The sequence below is a fragment of the Daejeonella sp. H1SJ63 genome (genome assembly GCF_029360775.1).
Taxonomy (GTDB): Bacteria; Bacteroidota; Bacteroidia; order Sphingobacteriales; family Sphingobacteriaceae; genus Daejeonella.
In genome coordinates this window covers 454,809-473,442 of the sequence record NZ_JARKMZ010000028.1, presented here as the reverse complement: position 1 = coordinate 473,442, position 18,634 = coordinate 454,809, and the positions used below count along the sequence as shown (strand labels likewise).

Sequence of the window (18,634 nt, the reverse complement as noted above, 5' to 3'; positions counted from 1 at the left end):
CAAAATTAATCCCTAATATTCTAACTGTAATTTTAATCCATGATGATAAAGTTTAGCCGTATTCTTCCATCCATTAAAAACAGCTTTTTTTTTATTTTCTTCAATACAATGGTTTTTCTTACTTCCTGTAGTTCTGATTATCAGAAAAAAACAGGCCAGGACAGCTTACCAGGTTTAGATGAAAATCAAAAGCATCTTTCTGAAAATGCATTAAGAGGCCTGGTAGCGGACCCGGGTTTAGAGATTCAGGTTCTGGCAACAGAACCTATGCTTAAAAATCCAACCAATATGGATGTTGATGAGCGGGGAAGAATTTGGGTTACCGAGGCTTATAATTATCGCCCGGAAATAAATGCTAATCCCACCACTGTAAAAGGCGACCGTATTATCATTCTGGAAGATAAAAATGGGGATGGTGTTTCTGATACCACTAAGGTCTTTTATCAGGGACCCGAGATCAATGCGCCTCTGGGTATTTGTGTGCTGGGAAACCGGATCCTGATTTCTCAGAGCCCTTATGTTTGGGCTTTTTATGATGACAATGGCGATGACAAGGCCGATCGTAAAGAAATATTATTTCAGGGAATTGGTGGTGTACAGCATGACCATGGAATGCATACATTTACATTCGGGCCGGATGGAAAACTGTATTTCAATTTTGGTAACGAAGGAAAGACCTTAAGGGATAAGAATGGAAATCCTGTTAAAGATCAGGATGGCGATGAAATCGGGCCAGGAAAATATACCCAGGGAATGATCTTCCGTTGTAACCCGGATGGTACCCAGGTAGAGTGTATGGCTCATAACTTCAGGAATAATTATGAGCTTGCTGTAGATAGTTACGGTACCATGTGGCAAAGCGATAACGACGATGATGGCAACCGGGCAACCCGCATAAATTATGTAATGGATTACGGTAACTATGGCTATAAGGATGAAATGACCGGCGCTTCCTGGTCGGCAAACCGTACGAACATTGAAGATTCCATCCCATTACGCCACTGGCATTTAAATGATCCGGGTGTGATCCCAAATCTTTTACAAACGGGCGCCGGCTCTCCTACCGGAATAGTTATTTACGAAGGATCTTTACTGCCTTCACAATTTCGAAATCAAATAATCCATTCTGATCCGGGACCGAACGTGGTTCGATCTTATCCTGTTAAGAAAGCCGGCGCAGGATATACAGCCGAAATTATCAATATCCTGAAAGGAGAACGTGATCAGTGGTTCCGTCCGGCGGATGTTTGCGTTGCACCGGATGGTTCATTAATAATTGCCGACTGGTATGACCCTGGAGTGGGTGGTCATCAGGCTGGTGATCAGCAGAAAGGGCGAATCTATCGCATTGCTCCAAAAGGTTCAAAATTCAGCATTCCAAAACAAGATTTCAATACCGCTGCCGGAGCTGTAACTGCTTTGCAAAGTCCAAATCTGGCGGTCCGTCATCACGCCTGGGAAGCATTAACACGCCTTGGAGGAACCGCTGTCCCAGCGTTAGAGAAAGTTTGGAAGTCCTCTCCAAATCCGCGGATGCGTGCCAGAGCTTTTTGGGTGCTGGTTAAGATAGTCCGTGCCGATAAATACATCAATGAGGCTATCAAAGAAGACAATCCTGATTTAAGAATAATGGGATTGAGAGCAGCCAGACAAGTTAATTCAAATGTAATCGGGGTTATTGGGCAGTTAGTTACTGATAAAGATCCGCAGGTCAGACGTGAATGCGCCATCGCTTTGAGGCATAATAAATCTTCTGAAATGCCAAAATTTTGGGCAACATTGGCAAATCAGCACGATGGAAAAGACCGCTGGTATCTGGAAGCTCTGGGAATTGGTGCCGATGGTCAATGGGATGCCTGCTTTTCAGCATATAACAAACTCGTAAAAAATCCTTTAAAAAATCAGGCAGGGAAAGATATTGTTTGGCGTGCCAGAACAGATAAGGCTATCCCTTACCTGGCTCAGCTTGCTTCAGACCAAAGAGTCAGTCTTAAATCACGATTAAGATATTTCCGTGCTTTTGATTTTAATACGGGACCGGCAAAAGCCAGGTACCTTTTAGCCATGATTGAAAGCAACAAAACCAGCAATCCCGAACTGAATAAACTGGTTTTAAATCATCTGGATCTTAAAACGGTACAACAATCTGAAATCGCTAAAAAAGCTGTCACTGAAGTATTGAAATCAGTTTATGGCACTGAAGAATATATAGACCTGGTTCGCAGGTATGAACTTAAAAGCGAAAAACCAAAACTGATGGATCTTGCTATATCAAAAGCTGATATACCACTGGGACGTGCTGCAATTTCTTTATTATTAGACTTAAAAGGCTCCGATCTGGTACGTAATGCCATCAGCAATAGCGACACCTCTAAATCGATGAAAGTAATAACTGCTTTGAGAGGTGTTGGCAGCAAACAATCCATCGACATTTTACAGAATGTAGCTTTTTCATCATCATACAATAAACCTATCCGCTTAAAAGCTGCCAGTAAAATGGGCGGCAGTATGAGTGGTGAAGACAAAGTGTTGCAGTTATTGAGGGATAAAAAGATCTCAAAGGAAATGATCCCGAATTTTGTTGACGGTTTGAAAGGAGCCTGGCGCAAAGCGATTTATTTAGAAGCCAGAACCTATTTACCTGATGGAGGCAAATCTGTACAGAAAAAGAAAATACCAACTATAAAAGAAATAGAGACTTTAAATGCCAGTGCTGAAAAAGGCAAAGCAGTATTTAAAAACAATTGCTTTGTTTGTCACCGGGTAAATAATGAAGGCTATGATTTTGGCCCGAATCTTTCTGAAATAGGGACAAAATTACCTAAAGAAGCTGTTTTAGAAGCCATTGTTCAACCTTCAGCAGGTATCAATTTCGGCTATGAGGGCTGGCAACTAAGTATGAAAGATGGATCAGTACTCACCGGTATTATTGCCAGTAAAACAGAAAGCGACATCGACCTGAAATATCCGGCTGGGGTAAAACAAAAGATCAAAACCAGTGATGTGAAATCTAAAAAAGAACTTACCGAATCGATGATGCCTTCCGGTTTGCATGAAACAATGAGTAATCAGGAACTGGCAGATTTACTTGCTTATTTATCTGAACTTAAAAAGAAATAACATACTTGCTGTAGAATTTGATCTCAAATCATTGTTGCTTTAACCCGTAAACGAAACAATTCCTATAAGCCTGCGTTCGATTAATCAAAAAGCATATAATTGATTTGTTTTTACAGTTTCGTACCTGATCGAGGGCTTTTTTTGGGAAAAAGCTGTATACTGCCAATCCAGCGATAATGTTTACAATGAAGTTTACAAAAGAACGGTGTCTTGAATGTTCTACCTGGCAGATATTCTTTAGTTCGTCATTAACGGTTACTATTACAGATCTTTTGCGTAACATAATCTTGTCGTTCATGCTCATTAAGCAGTTTTTCATGTTGTTACGGATTCCTGTGACTAACCGTACGCCATCGGTAAACAGGATTTCCACCAACTTTTTGGAAATGTACCCTTTATCGGCGAAGAGCTTTCCAAACACGTTTTTCAGGAACTCCTCATTTTTCAAGGGGTCCCGATCATCGACATTGGCCTGTGAAACGGCAAAATTCAGGATCTCGCCCTTGTCATTAATTACGATGTGCAGTTTAAAACCATAGAACCAGCCCATTGTGGATTGGCCTACCGTAGCCGTGCCTTTGAAAACCTTGTTCCGTTTATTTTTACAAACCCGGATAGGGGTCGAATCCACAAAGGATATCCCGGTACACTTGCCTAAACAACAGGTTTTAAGGAAGATGGCCATCGGCAGTATCACACCTTGGCTAAGCTCTACAAACCGGTTGTAGGACACTGTTTGAGGAAAATCGCTTTGCATATGACATTCCACATAGAAAAGATAGAAATGTTTGAAGCACCGGAAGCCGCTTAAATGGAAAAGCATAATGATGCACATCACCTCGCTTTTGGCCATCTTAGGGGCCCGTTTGGATGGCTTCCCTAAAATGAAGTGTTGGGTGGTATTATCAAAGTTCTTGCAGAACTCATCGACTATACAGAAAATATCGGTAACTTTATCGTAAGTAACCATAGCGAATTTTGTTACTAACTATTTTATTATCAGATAATTAAATATAAATATCCGCCCGCTATTTTACATTAAAATTTCAATAATTATTAATCGAACTCAGGTTAATAAGAAAATTTACCAAATCGAGTCAACATGCTCATTAATAAAATGATAAAAACAACTAAAATTTATCTTAATCACTGTCCAAGTAATCCCGAAGGTTTCTCACCTCTTTCAATAATCCTATCAATTGCCAATATCCCAACCATCAATTGTCTAGGGAAATGATAATGCTCTGCTCTTACTTGTGAATGCTTTTCCATCTTACGGTCACCACTATCAATAATAAAAGCATATTCCGGGCGAACGTACTTTTGTCTGATAAAAGCCTCTGTTTTTGAATAACAGTTCAGAGCCCATTCATCTCCCCTGTGTTCAATAAGAATCATAGCCCCAATTAAAATTTCTTCCTGAAGCCATCTAACTTTATTTAAAGTCCAGATATTAGAACTTACATTTTCAAGTACATGAAAGTGTCCTCCATAAACATCATCCCAGGCAACATCAACATGTCTCTTAAATTCCTTTGCGGCCCGGTCAAATAAATTTTTATCCTTTGTTAAAACAGCATAATTTAACACAAAAGCTAATGTCTCGCAACCATGTCCAATATCTCCAAACTGTGATGCTATAGGATCTGATAAAGGACCTAGATCATGAGCCAGAGCTTCATTTAGTAATTTATATTCAGGATTTAGATGGTGATTCATTATCGCATCAACGCAACGATCAGCTAATTGACTTATTTCCTTATCTGGTCTTTGTCTGAGCATTTGGGTAGATAGGCTTAAAAGAATCATCCAATGTCCCAATATCCTTGGTCCTTCAATCCGCTCTTGTGCTTTATAAGGATAGGTAAATTCCGGCCTGTCGTAACGTTTTACAGCTCTTAAAGTAATTTCTTTGGCAAGATCAAGATATTTAATCTGATTACTGGCTTTTGCAAATTCAGCCAAACCTTCAGCGACAAATAAATTACCATAAATATCGCCTTCAACATCAGATAAAGGTTTTCCTTCTTTGGTAAACCCTGAAATATAATAACTTCCATCTGACGGCAATAGTTTTAAAATAAAATCCTTAGACTTTCTGGCAATCTCTAAATACCTCGGATTTTTATCGATGTTATTATAGAGAAAGGAATAAGTCCACATCCCTCTGCCTTCAAACCAGGCTCTTTTATTAGTATTGACAAGTTTTTTCGTCAAAATGTCTACTGAGCACATAAATCCACCAAGTTCATGGTCAATCACATATTTATCCATATTGGGAATAAATTTATCCAGTAATGCCTCTTTATAAGTTTTTCGAAGATTTTTAAGGTTCAAATCAGAGATCTTGGTAAGATGGTCTGGCTTTTCAGGTATATAAGCCAATACATCCGTTGAAATCATTGTACTCAAAACTGACCCGGCACCAATTATCCCAATGCCTGCCATTGAATTCTTCTTAAAAAAATCGCGTCTAGAATATCTTTTCATTTTATTTAAATTAATGATTGAAATAATTCAGTGTTTATCCCTTAAAAAGGATATTGCACCCTAAATAATGTTAATCTGTGGCAAAAACATTAGAGCTCTTCCCATTGCGATCAATAATTCTTTCTATTGCCAGCAGGTTTAGTACCAGCTGCCTTGGATGATGATATATGCCCATACCCTTATCCGAAAAGTTAACAATTTTACGATCCCCATTTTCCACGGGAAATACATAATCCTTCTTCATAAAATTATTCTTTATATAATTATACGTCTCAGAAAAACAGCCCAAGGCCCATTGATCTGCCTGATGTTCAACTAATAAAAGGGAACCAATTAAAATTTCATCGTGCAATGAAAGTACTTTGCCAAGCTTAAAAGTATTTGAACTGACATTCTCAATAGACCAGTAATATCCTCCGTAGACTTTATCCTTCGCTACTTCAATATGTCTTTTAAGGAGTTTTTTAGCTTTTTCAAAAAGTATTAAATCTTTTTTCCTTAAAGCCTCAGATAATATCATCCATAAAGCTTGAACTCCTAATCCAAAACTTACTTTTTGTGCTGATTCTGAATCTGACAATCTTGTTAAATCATGAGAAAGCATCACATCTAATAGTTGCCAATCAGGATTGAAATGATCATTTAAAATTGCATCCACGCACCTTTGGGCCAATAATTCAATTTCATTATCCTGTTTGTAGTTGAGCATTTGGGTAGAATTGCCCAACATGATCATCCAGTGATTTAAAACTCTGGGACCCTTAATTGATTTTTCAGAAGCATATTCGTAGTCCTCTTTATCGTATACAGTAACACATTGAAGTAATAATTTCTTAGCAAGGTTGAAATATTCAATTTCACCGGAAGCTTTTGAATATTCAGCTAAACCTTCAGCGATGTACAGATTAGAAAATATGTCTCCCTCGCCGGGTAATGGATGCCCTTCTTTTGTAAAGGATGAAATCCAAAAATTCTCATCAGGTGGAAGATGTTTTAGGATAAAATTCTTTGATTTAGTTGCAATCTCTAAATAACTGGGGTCCTTACCAAAATTGTTATATAAAAATGAATAAAGCCAAATTCCTCTCCCTTCAAACCAGGCACGCTTCTTTGTTGATAAAAGTTTACCTTTTTTGTTATCAATATCACACATGAATCCACCTAATTCATGATCGATTATCAATTTATTCATATTGGGCAAAAAATTACCGAACAATTCAGAACGATATTTAGCTCTTAATTCAATAAGTGCAGATATATCAATGAATCCAGCTCTATTCTTTTGCTCTAATAAGATATCTACCGCAATCTTTGATGAATCAAACTTATCGGTAAATGAATTATTAAGAAAAATAGTGCCTAATAATCCATAAAATGAGTTTGAATGCAGAAAGTCACGTCTGGAAAAACCTGTACTTTTCATAACTCTTCAGGTTTTATCAGGTAAACAGATTTGACACATTACCTTTTCTTTCAATCATTCGATTGAGAGCAAGAAGATTAAGCATCAAATGACGTGGGTGATGATAATGTTCGGCCCTGACCTTATTGTATTCTTTTAACTTTCGATCACCACCTGAGAGCCAGAATTTAAAGCCTTCTCTGACGAAATTTTTATATACGTAGTCATAAGTCTCATTAAAACATTGTTTAGCCCATGTATCACCGGTATGCTCGGCAATAAACAAGGTTCCAATCAATACTTCTTCCTGAAGCCATAATACTTTATCTACCTTCCATGTATTATTATCTACATGATCCAGTGAACGGAAATAACCTCCATAAACAGAATCTTTTGCAACAGTTACATGTCGCTTAAAAACCTCAACCGTACGATCAAAAAGAGCTTTGTCTTTTCGACGAGCAGCTTCAAATAATACCATCCATAAGGTTTCAATACCATGACCCAAATATGAAAATTGATTAAATTCATTCTCAGGTCTGGTTAAATCATGATTTAGCAACTCATTAACAAGATGATAGTCAGGGTTGAGATGATAATTCATTATCGCATCAACACAACGATCTGCTAACTTTTCAACTTTAGTATCCGGTGCATTTTCAAGAAGCTGAGTGGCTGCTCTTAAAAATACCATCCAATGCCCCAATACTCTTGGAGCAAGAACTTTGGGTGAGTCTTTGGTTAAATATGCAACATGGTATTCATAATCAGGGCTATCAAAACGATCCAGACAAGAAAAAAGAATAGTCTTTGCAAGAGTCATATATTGACTTTCACCAGAAGCTTTTGAATATTCAGCCAATCCTTCTGCAATGAAAAGGCTACTGTAAATATCTCCTTCATCCTCTGATAAGGGTTTACCTTCTTTGGTAAATGAAGTAGTCCAAAACCTGTTATCTTTGGGCTGTGACTTTAAAATAAAATCCTTTGACTTACGAGCAATCTCTAAATATTCAGGCTTTTTCTCGAGGTTATTATAGAGAAAGGAATAAGTCCACATTCCACGACCTTCATACCAGGATCGTTTATCAGTTGAACCAGATTTTCCTGATTCAATCTCTACAGAACACATAAATCCGCCTAATTCATGATCTATAACGTATTTATCCATATTAGGGATAAACCGATCAAATAACTCTGCCTTGTATTTATTTTTAAGTTTCTCAAGATCCAGATCCCCGGGATCATTTAAAGAATTTGTATTACTTGATGAATCAGAACTCTTGCCATCACATCCTGCTGCCCCCAGTAGTAATACACTTGCAGCTGACATGGCATTTATTCTTAAAAAACCACGTCTGGAAAAATCGTTACTCTTCATATTTTAAATTTTAGATAATATCAATTCAACATTTATTTCAAATCGTTTTGCTCACAATACAGGAAGGTCTATGCCTGTCCTTATTGCAGCATTGAAACATGACAGTCCTTTTAGGAATGATCTGAGAGCAATTACCTGACAAGCAGATCAGGATATAATAAATTGCTTTCAAGAAAATAATAGATAATTAGTTCATGGTGCTTTCAACAAACTAATGGAAGTCGGCCCAGAATTACTTCAAAAAGAGGTTTAAATCGAATCTCTGATTATGATTTACCGGTAAATTGCAACAGTTAAACAATCAAGATTTTGATAAGAATCAATTTTACTTAAGAGCAGATCAGGCTGATCTGCCCTTAAGTAATTTGAATTAAACCAAATCTGATAATCAAATTATTGATATAAAGGTTAATCAATAATAGATCTTGTTACATTAAGGTCATTAATCAATAACCGATATGTGAATTCGATTAAAATCCAGTTGTTAAAAATCTAGTTCGTTGGCTGTTTAAATGAGGTTAATGGTTTTGCATCCCACCATAGTCTGGTATCCATACGGTCTGGCCCTCCTAATAAAGTTAAACCACTTTTAAATCCTTCTGCATTCGCTGAAGCTTCAATTGGAGGATATTCTCTTCTTCTGGCCAGGTCAAATTTAGTTAGATTAGGGTTCAGAGATTCTATGATGGCATAGCCTAATGGATAACCTGTTCTTCTACGTTCTGCCCATGCTTCCCATCCATCAGGAAAAATTGCAATCCATTTCTGAGTTATGATTTGTTCAAGTTGTGTCTCGAAACTACCAGATGACTGATAAGCGACTGGAATATTCGTTACCGGAGGGCTATTCCAAGGATCATTTATGGGAACAGGTAATGTAGTGCCGTTAATATAAGTTTCAATGGCAGCAGATGTGGCAGTTGTAATTGAAGAAATTGCCATGCGAATACCATTTTCATACAACTCTTTAGCAGTACCACCCATGTTCCATCCTCTTAAGGCACCTTCTGCTCTTAAAAAATAAACCTCTGAAGTTGTTAATACTCCCATTGGAGCATTTATTCCTGCATCACCCCAAGCACCGGTATATAATGGTCTCCACCTGTTGCCAATTGCTGAATAACTTAAAGTCATTGCACCCCGGTCTCTTTGATTTACGGGCAGCCCATTTCTAAGCCCCCTGTAACCTCCCCCATCCCAACGTTGCGACATATAAACGGGAGTTCTCGGATCATTATATCCAATCATTAAACTATGGATTGTTGCACTCATTCTCCATTCTTCGTGGTAAGTAATTTTAGACAAACCATTCAATGAATTAATAGTACATGCAATTAAACCACTTTCAGAATTATTAATCATGACTCCATCAGCTACCGCTTTTTCAGCCTGTGTCTTTGCTAATGCAGGCTCAACATAAACAATTCTTAATGCTAGTCTGAGCCTTAGTGAATTAGTAAATTTTGCCCATAAATTGACGTCGCCCCTATACATTTGATCATTTGTTCCAAATGCATTTTTCTTTCCGGCATTTTGTTTGAACACAGCCGATGCTTCATCCAGTAATTTGAAGAAATCAAGGTACATATCCTTCTGCGAGGTATAATTAACACTTGTCTTACCACTTCCAAACTCAGAGTAGATCATAGGTCCAAAATGATCAGTCATTCTGTGATAAGATGCAACTTTCTGCACTTTGGTTATTGCATTTTCAACAGGTAAATTATTCTTAGCTGTATACTCCTGAACAAAATGTAACTGAGTTGCTACCATATCATAAAAGTTGCTCCATAACCTATCCTTATGGGCTCCTGCTTCAACATATTGTTCTGATTGAAATGCAGGATGAATATTTGAAAAATATTGAGCAAACCTATCTGAATAAAGCGCTGAATTCCATATGTATGTTGACAAACCACTAACAGAATTATATTGGGCAAAAGCGAAAGCTTGTCCAGCTAAATTCGCATCCATTTTATCTGCAACTATCCTATCCTGAGGAATATTTCTATCATCAAACTTATCTGTACAACTATTGGCAAGTAAGACTGTAATTGCAAGAATAGCTAAATTGATAAGCCTGTGGCCTATTCTATTTTGTAAATGTTTCATATTTAAAAAATTAAATATTAAATGATTTATTTATTTGAGCGTAGCTTATATTATAAGTCTACTTTCAAATTGAGTCCATAAGATCTAACCGTTGGAGGTGCAAAAGCAGACTGACCTTCAGATATTACTCCTGTTCCTGCGGTTATATCTGGATCAATTGTTTTAGAAGCTCTGTAGATGAACCATAGATTTCTTCCTACTACAGAAAGTTTAACACTTTTAACCGGCAGGTTTCTTAACAAAGATTTAGGGAAAGTATAACCTAACATTAATTCTCTAAGACGGGTATTGGTCATACTTTCTACAAATGCCTCTCCTACAGGATTTACCACACCACCGGTGGTTCTCCAGAATGTCTGAGCATTTACAGGAATATCGTTTGGAGTTCCATCCTGTTTAACAGCCCTTTGACCAGGAAATAAATTCTGACCAAAAATAAGTCCGCCTTCTCTTCCCGTTAATGTTTTTTCAGTTAATCCTTCAAAGTTCAACATTGCATCAGTCACAGATAGTGCGGTACCTCCCTGACGGTGATCTATTAGGAAACTAAGATTTAAGTTCTTAAAAGAAAAGGTATTACTAAATCCACCCATCCAATCCGGTATAGCATTTGCCACACTCAGACTTCTTGTTCCGGAGTTAAGTGGAACACCATTACTACCCACAATGACATTACCATTTGCATCTCTTCTCCATCCTATAGAAAAAATTTGTCCAAAAGGTTGACCTTGAACCACAACAAAATCACGGAAACTCTGATCCGATCCAACTATAAGTTTAGGTCGTTCATCATTTAGTTTGTTAACTAAATTTTGATTTCTTGAAAATGTTAAACTATTCTCCCATTTAAAGTTTGCAGTTTTTAATGGTATACCAGTTAGACCCAACTCAACACCCTTATTCTCAACATCACCACCATTAGTAAAAAACTGACTTGCACCAGATCCCGGAGGCAGAGCAACAGTAAACAATTGATTTACGGTATTTGTTTTATAACCTGTTACATTGAATCCGATACGATCATTAAAAAAACTCAAATCAATTCCATATTCTAAAGACTTTGTTTCTTCAGGACGTAAATCAGTATTAGGCAGGGTACTGCTTAATTGTAAATATCCGTTATTTCCTCCAGGAGAAAATGTCGCTGTACGGTTAAGCATGTATGCCGGACCGCCACTACCAACCTTTGCCCATGAGCCTCTTAACTTGGCGAAGGATAAAAATTCAGGCATTTCTATCAAATCTGAAAGAATTACGCTAAGTCCAACTGATGGATAGAAGTAGGATCTGTTTGCTTTTGGTAAAGTTGAACTCCAGTCATTTCTGCCAGTTATATCCAGGAATATGGCATTCCTCCATCCAATATTTGCAAAGGCATAAGCAGAATGTACGTCAATATTAGGTCCGGGATTATTTGAAGTGATACCATCCAGAGTATTAGACAATGTCCAAAAATCAGGTACTATCATACCAACACCTGTATTAGAGCTTAAGGATGAATTACGGTCATTCCGAATATTTCCTCCCAGATTAATATTGAAATTCCAATCCTCATTAACTTTTTTATTGTATGATAACAATGCATCACTGTTGAATAATGAAGATTTACCACTAGATACTGTATATCTGCCATTTAGTGCTCTGGCATAAAAATCTCTTGAAAGCTTCTCCTCATTTGAGTTCATTACTTTATCAAAAGACACTCTTGCCATAAATTTTAAATCCTTTGCTATATCATAGGTTAATGAAGCCATCCCAATTGTGCGCTCCCTTGGACTGATATTGCTGGCGCGGTTTATCAAAAAATATGGGTTTAACCCCAGTGTCGATCCCGGAGTCCAAAAGTTTTGCAATACAATACCCGCTGAATTAGTATAGGTATAATTTTTAGCATCTTCAGTTCTGATGTTACGTGGCAACATGTAGATCTGTTTAGCCGGATTAAAGTTATTAATATCCTCTACCAGATTATCGTTGATAACCTGTTGCATGTAATCTACCTTTGTGTCAAGCTTTAATCTTTTAGTTAACTGTGCAGTTAATCTGACTGCCATGTTATTTCTTCCCAATTTATTGCCATCTACAATACCCGCAGCGTCAGTCCTGGTATAAGTGAACATACCCTGAATATTTTCACTACCGACACTTGCGATAATGTTCGTTGCGGTATTATATCCCATTTGAAAAGCGTCCTTTACATTATTCGGCTGCGGACTAAAACTATATTGCTTTCCTGCATCTTCAGGACGTATAGACCAGGTATCTACGGCTTGTCCTGTCATTTTGGGACCCCAAGAAGATTCTGTATTTTTTTGATAAACTCCACCAATTCCCTGTCCGTACTCATTCTGAAAAGGTATTGTGTGAATCGGGCTCATAATTTGAGTGGTTTGATTCAGACTCAAATTAACTGCTCCGGTTTTACCTTTCTTTGTCTCGATTATGATCACACCATTCTGAGCTGCTGAACCATACAAGGCTGCTGCATTCGGGCCTTTAAGCACATTTAAAGAAGCAATATTGTCCGGGCTGATATCAGAAGGATCCCCAATAATCGGAACACCATCTATGACATATAGTGGTTGGCTATCGCCTGAAATCGAGCGATTTCCACGAAGTACAATTCGATTAGAAGCTCCAACACCTGTTCCAGCCGAAGAAATGGAAATTCCAGGTACCTTACCCTGTAAGGAGGTTGTCACATTTAATTCGCGGGCTTCTGACAGTTCTTCCGTACTGATTGCCTGGGTACTATAAGTCAGTGATCTTTTTTCTCTTTCAATACCCAGGGCAGTTACAACGACTTCATTTAATGAGGCTGTTGAAACTTCCAAAACAATATCTATTGAGTTTCTGCCACTAACAGCAACTTCCTTAGAAAGATATCCTATATAAGATATTACAAGGATAGCATTATCGCTAACATTTAAGGAATACCTGCCATCTATGTCTGTAGATGTACCAATTGTAGTTCCCTTAACTCTAACACTTACTCCAGGAAGTGTTTCACCTTTAGAGTCAGTAATTTTGCCTCTTACAACAATATCCTTTAACTCATTTTCAAGTTTATCATTCAGGCTTAGAAATAACTTTTCTTTTAGCGTAATAGTATTTTTATTTACACTATAAGTTAATGGCTGTTCTCTGAAAATTTGAGTTAAAACATCCCCTAATTCTGCCCGATCAACATTAATATTAATCGGCTTAGCCATTTTCAATAAATCGTCAGTGTAAACAAAATTATATCCACTCTGAGACTTTAGCACCTTTAACACTGTTTTTAATGGTGCATTAGATTGTGACATGCTAATTTTCTGAGCGAAACCTGCAGCATAGACCTGCATGAATGTAGTTATTAATATAACAGTGGTCAGTCGCATAATTAGCACTATTTTAGGTATATATCCCTTGGACATACCCGATTTATTTGTATAAATTTTATACATTTGCAAAGTTTGGTTTTAAGCAGTATGCCCTTGATTCGAAGCTCAGGCATCTGCAGTTAAACAGTTGATAATTAATTATTGACAATTGCCAAACATAGACCAGAAATGTTAATCGCATTTCTGGTTTTTCGGCTTAGATTTTCTGATATTTTTCTCTCATAAGCTTAATTTAGGTTAACAAATAGGTTAATTAGTATCAAATAATCATTTCGTAACAATAATACGTCTGCCATCGATTTTAAACTTAACTCTTCCGGTAGATTCCAATGATTTTAAAACCTCAGAGACATTTTCAAATCTTGAAATAGATCCCCCAAATCTATTTTCAGGAATTTCACCTTGATATTCTACTTCCACATCATACCAACGGGCGATCATTCTCATTATATATCGGATATCATCACTATCAAAAACAAACTGATCTTCTTTCCATGCAACCGTAAGTTGTTCATTATTAATATCTTCGACTTTTAAGTTATTCGTGGTTAAAGTTGATTGTTGACCTGGTTTCAAAATTTTATCACCACCATTTGTTCCTTTTACTATTATACTCCCTTCCAATAAAGTAGTTTTAACAGCGGGTTCATCTTCATAAGAACTGATATTAAAATGAGTGCCCAATACCACTACTTGCTGCTTAACTGTTTTTACTATAAATGGGTGTTCTTTATCTCTTGCTACCTCAAAGTAGGCTTCACCACTTAACTCTACATTTCGTGTTTGACGACCGGCGAAACTTGAAGGATATGTTAATTTTGAAGCAGCATTAAGCCATACATTCGTACCATCAGGTAACCGTATCTGGTATCGGCCTCCTTTTGGTGTTTCTATGATGTTATACAGATTCTCTGAATGTAAAGTTTGCTTTCGATCTGATAGTACTGTATAAACCAACTGACCGTCTGTTGTTTTTTCAATTTTTATACCGGCTTGTTCTGCAAGAGTGCCGTTACTGGCATCGGTCAGACTAATTCTTTTTCCATTGGCAAGAGTAAGAAACGCTTTATTCCCTCCCGGTACAATATCATTCTCAACTGTTTGTAAAACATTGGTATCCTTGATAATATCCGAAGTCTGAGAAGAATAAAATACCCAAAAACCAACAACTGCTATCACAGCTGCAGTAGAAACTGCCCATCTGAAGGTACTCCAGCTGAACAGGCCTAATTTAGATTTATGAATATTTTGAATATTTACCGATACAGAGTTTCTCAAATCTTCTTTAAGAAGCTGGCGTCTTGAATCATCTAATGAATCGGTATAGCTTTTACGAACCCCTAATGCAATATAATATGCATCCAAAAAGTCAATTTCTTCTTTGGTAGCTGTACCTGATTGATATTTTTCAATAATCTGAAGAAAATATTCTTTACTAAATTGATCCATGTAATCGTTTATATACATGTGTAGACAACCCGCAAATTTGCCCAGTGATCAAAAAAATAAATTTGAAAAATTTAAATAATTGAATTAGAAGAAATTTAGCCAGCTATTAGTTCTTTTCTAATAAAATCATGGCTACCTGTACCATCAAGAAAGTTGTTTTTAATTTAACAATAGCTCTGCCTAAATGATTACGAACTGTTTTGGGAGACAGTTTCAATTTAAAAGCTATTTCATTCGGAGAAAACTCATCCTGATAACGCATTTTAAATATTATGCGTTGCTGATTTGGGAGTGAATCAATTAAGGTCTTGTATGCTAGAATCAGTTGTTTCTCAACAATCAATGCATCTGCCCAAGCCCCATTATTTTGCAATTCAGATAACAAATCAGAAATAGGTACAAATCGCTCTTGCTTTTGAATCTGTTTGTAAACGTTATTTTTTGTTACTGTATATAACCAGGCAGGAAGATTATCAATAGGAATTTCAGTGCCTCTAACCCACATAGATGTAAATACTTCCTGAGCTATATCTTTAGCAATATCCCGGTCTCCAATTCTCTTATAGGCTTCATCAAAAACATTGCTCCAATACTTTTCATATATTGCTTCGAAGGCTTCTTCTGAACCCTGCCCAAGTTTAACAAGAAGTAAACTATCTTCAACAGTATGAGATTTTCCGATTAACATATTGAAATTTACTAAACTTATATGAATATTCCGATAGTTTAAATACTGTTTTCGAACTCATTATAGAGCTTTAACCTATAAACTCACATCTCCAGTTTGATTTGTTATGCTATAACTTAACCTTAACTTTCATAAATCTATAACTAAAAAGTTACATTCAATTACTATAAATCTAATATTCTAAAATTATCCTTGGCACGTCATTTATTTAACCAATTAATAACACAGGGTTGATTAATATACAGGGAATTACCTTACATCAATTAACTCCCAAATAACTAATTTTCAAACCGCTAACTACCCCAGCATTCCCCAAAGCATCCACACTTTTAATTTCAATAGTATTATTACCCTCAACCAAATTCACAAAAGCCGAATTACCCTTTTCAGTAATCTGAATACCGTTCACTACCAAACTAAAATGACTGAATCCGGGAGTTTCTGTGGCCATATTTATTTTGATTCGTCCCTCATTGAGGTATTGCACACTGAAATCTACACTGCAAAGCCGGCCATACATATCTGAAGCCCTTCTCACATAGTAACGATGCTCAGGTGTTTCGGGTGTTTGCGGATCAGTCCAGGCATAATATCCATCCCAACCCCAGTGCGTCCTGCCATGGGTTACGGGTAAGGGCAGTTTCTGACTCAACCAGTTGCTGCGCGGTACCCAGCGCACTTCTGCGGTATTATAGAATCCATATCCTCCTGAATAACCTGAATTTTCTTTATTCATGGTTACTTTCCACCAGACGTAATCCTGATTAATTTTCCCTGAAAAGGCTTTTCCACCAACCTCCATGGCAATAGGAAGTTTATCAGGATCAATCCGGTTGGCACGGCGATCGCGGTCTTCAAACGACCACTGATCTCTGTCAATTACTTCTCCGTCAGGATAATAAGTCTGGAGAAAAAGATCATGCAATTCAAGAATATTTAAAGGAATACCGGTTTTCTTATCGTAGAACATCGAATCGAAGTTGGGATCGGCCATGATCCATTTGCCATAATCGCGCGACCAGACCTCCACCAGCTCATGCCCTCCCCAGATGGCATAATTGGTATTTACAATCCTTGCCGGTATTCCGAAACTTTGACAAGCCTGTGCAAACACAATGGCATAATGAAGGCAATTACCTCCCTTTTTTGATAGATTACCTTTGGCCAAAGGGCCACTGAGTATTTTCTGTGCATCCCAGCTTAAAAGATCATCAAACTCCGAATTCGGAAGAAACCAGTCCCAACTTGCGGCTGTCCAGGCCCTTAGAAGCTTAATTTTCTCCCATTCTGTTTTTGCACCTTCTACTACCTGATCCAGCTTAAACTGGCGGCGAAAGTCCTGCAGTTCCGGTAAGGCAGGATTCTCATGCACAAAATGAAAAGATGAACGAATCAGAGGATAATTCCTGACCTCTGAAATAACAATCTTATCCTTTGATGAAACTGAACGCCAGCGACTTTCCAGTCCAAGACCTCTAATCTGTGGAGATTTACCCGCTGTATTTGACCCAAAGCTAAATTCAAGCTGAACAAAACGGTGATTCAGGTCAACAGGCAATAAAGTCCCATTAAAATTCCGCCAGTCTGTCCACTCACCTGCTTCAGGTAAATGGGTATTACCGGTTCTGATTCGGGTTTGCCAGCCTGAACCTCCGGCATTCAGGGTATCCGGCTTCATCCCTGCTGATTCCATTTTAACCGGCAAATACATCAGGTCCCCTGCCCCTTTGTCTGCCAGATTAATAACCGGCGTTTGAAGCCATCCTCTCTTGTCGCTCGCCTGAATTTTCAAGCGGATTGGATATTCTGCAATGTTAGCACTGGTACCGGCATATGTCCATGTCTTACCCTGGTCATTGCTTCGCTCGCTATTCCCTGTATAAGATGTTGGCTGACCAATAATGGTTTTCACAACAGAACTCAATGCCATTGGAATCCTGAATTTTTCATCGGGATTATGCACCCTGACTTCGATCTGATTTTTACCCTTCTTCAGATAGGAAACAGGCACAGGAACTGAAGTCCAGAAATGCTTCAATTCATAAACAATCGGTTTATTTCCGTTCACCCTGAATTCAAGCTTCCCTCCACTCATCGGCTCAGCCGGTACCATCGGATAAATCAGCATACTGATCCATGCATTCTGATCAGGCAGCACCGTCAGGTTCAGGTATTTCCTGATGACCACTCCTCTGGCAAGCGTATCCCAGGCTTCTGAACGAATAGAACCTAATGCTGCCGCATCGTTTTCAATCAGAAGATTATCCTCCAATACGATGGCATTGTTTACCAGCTTCAGGTTCTGAGAAACCGATTGAGTCCATAATTCTGCAGCTGTCCATTTCTCAGCCTTTCTGTTCAGGGTATCTCTGCCCTGGTCTGAATGGCTATATCGGAGTCCGGCATGGGATGCTCCCTGAACAATAGAAGAAAAACCGTTTCCGGCACCCAGGAGGAAAACAAGAACAGTAAAGACAGACCTGAAATAAAGTTTTTGAATCATAATTTACCTAAATCGGCGAATGAATAAGTTTTGAACGGTATTGATTGCCAGTCGATAAAAAACACCGGATCTTCACCAGTTTACTGATGAAGATCCGGAATATTGG

The 18,634-nt window shown here is 37.8% G+C and carries 10 protein-coding genes; 1 reads left to right on the top strand and 9 read right to left on the bottom strand.

The window, feature by feature from the left end; translation table 11 throughout:
• Positions 1-39: 39 nt before the first annotated feature.
• Positions 40-3,120, top strand: a complete 3,081-nt coding sequence (locus tag P2W72_RS09870; protein ID WP_276361599.1) for a PVC-type heme-binding CxxCH protein — start codon at positions 40-42, stop codon at positions 3,118-3,120.
• A 28-nt stretch (positions 3,121-3,148) separates the two neighbouring features.
• Here the strand turns inward: P2W72_RS09870 and P2W72_RS09865 are convergent, their stop codons facing one another.
• From P2W72_RS09865 to P2W72_RS09825, 9 genes are all read right to left on the bottom strand, one after another.
• The gene (locus tag P2W72_RS09865; protein ID WP_276361597.1) at positions 3,149-4,090 is read right to left on the bottom strand and encodes an IS982 family transposase; all 942 of its coding nucleotides are present in this window, start codon (positions 4,088-4,090) and stop codon (positions 3,149-3,151) included.
• 176 nt (positions 4,091-4,266) lie between these two features.
• The gene (locus P2W72_RS09860) at positions 4,267-5,610 is read right to left on the bottom strand and encodes an AGE family epimerase/isomerase (RefSeq protein WP_276361595.1); all 1,344 of its coding nucleotides are present in this window, start codon (positions 5,608-5,610) and stop codon (positions 4,267-4,269) included.
• Positions 5,611-5,680: 70 nt separating this feature from the next.
• Positions 5,681-7,033, bottom strand: coding sequence for an AGE family epimerase/isomerase (locus tag P2W72_RS09855; protein ID WP_276361593.1), 1,353 nt, complete (start codon positions 7,031-7,033; stop codon positions 5,681-5,683).
• A gap of 16 nt (positions 7,034-7,049) precedes the next feature.
• Positions 7,050-8,393 carry an AGE family epimerase/isomerase gene (locus P2W72_RS09850; protein ID WP_276361591.1) on the bottom strand — a complete coding sequence of 448 codons (1,344 nt, stop codon included), beginning with the start codon at positions 8,391-8,393 and terminating at the stop codon, positions 7,050-7,052.
• A 492-nt stretch (positions 8,394-8,885) separates the two neighbouring features.
• Positions 8,886-10,505 (bottom strand): SusD/RagB family nutrient-binding outer membrane lipoprotein, encoded by a 1,620-nt coding sequence (locus P2W72_RS09845; protein WP_276361589.1) that lies wholly within the window; start codon positions 10,503-10,505, stop codon positions 8,886-8,888.
• Between the two features lie 50 nt (positions 10,506-10,555).
• A complete protein-coding gene (locus tag P2W72_RS09840) occupies positions 10,556-13,810 on the bottom strand; it encodes a SusC/RagA family TonB-linked outer membrane protein (protein ID WP_276361587.1) in 3,255 nt (1,084 codons plus the stop codon).
• Between the two features lie 345 nt (positions 13,811-14,155).
• Complete coding sequence (locus P2W72_RS09835; protein ID WP_276361584.1) at positions 14,156-15,337, bottom strand: FecR family protein; 1,182 nt, start codon at positions 15,335-15,337, stop codon at positions 14,156-14,158.
• Positions 15,338-15,443: 106 nt separating this feature from the next.
• Positions 15,444-16,025 carry a sigma-70 family RNA polymerase sigma factor gene (locus P2W72_RS09830; RefSeq protein WP_276361583.1) on the bottom strand — a complete coding sequence of 194 codons (582 nt, stop codon included), beginning with the start codon at positions 16,023-16,025 and terminating at the stop codon, positions 15,444-15,446.
• Between the two features lie 259 nt (positions 16,026-16,284).
• Positions 16,285-18,528, bottom strand: coding sequence for a transglutaminase-like domain-containing protein (locus P2W72_RS09825; RefSeq protein WP_276361582.1), 2,244 nt, complete (start codon positions 18,526-18,528; stop codon positions 16,285-16,287).
• Between the last annotated feature and the right edge of the window lie 106 nt (positions 18,529-18,634).

What these genes read in the sequence shown, in the direction of transcription:
- P2W72_RS09870 (WP_276361599.1), top strand. Translation starts at nt 40, where the DNA reads ATGATGATAAAGTTTAGCCGTATTCTTCCATCCATTAAAAACAGCTTT.
- P2W72_RS09865 (WP_276361597.1), bottom strand. Translation starts at nt 4,090, where the DNA reads ATGGTTACTTACGATAAAGTTACCGATATTTTCTGTATAGTCGATGAG.
- P2W72_RS09860 (WP_276361595.1), bottom strand. Translation starts at nt 5,610, where the DNA reads ATGAAAAGATATTCTAGACGCGATTTTTTTAAGAAGAATTCAATGGCA.
- P2W72_RS09855 (WP_276361593.1), bottom strand. Translation starts at nt 7,033, where the DNA reads ATGAAAAGTACAGGTTTTTCCAGACGTGACTTTCTGCATTCAAACTCA.
- P2W72_RS09850 (WP_276361591.1), bottom strand. Translation starts at nt 8,393, where the DNA reads ATGAAGAGTAACGATTTTTCCAGACGTGGTTTTTTAAGAATAAATGCC.
- P2W72_RS09845 (WP_276361589.1), bottom strand. Translation starts at nt 10,505, where the DNA reads ATGAAACATTTACAAAATAGAATAGGCCACAGGCTTATCAATTTAGCT.
- P2W72_RS09840 (WP_276361587.1), bottom strand. Translation starts at nt 13,810, where the DNA reads ATGTCACAATCTAATGCACCATTAAAAACAGTGTTAAAGGTGCTAAAG.
- P2W72_RS09835 (WP_276361584.1), bottom strand. Translation starts at nt 15,337, where the DNA reads ATGGATCAATTTAGTAAAGAATATTTTCTTCAGATTATTGAAAAATAT.
- P2W72_RS09830 (WP_276361583.1), bottom strand. Translation starts at nt 16,025, where the DNA reads ATGTTAATCGGAAAATCTCATACTGTTGAAGATAGTTTACTTCTTGTT.
- P2W72_RS09825 (WP_276361582.1), bottom strand. Translation starts at nt 18,528, where the DNA reads ATGATTCAAAAACTTTATTTCAGGTCTGTCTTTACTGTTCTTGTTTTC.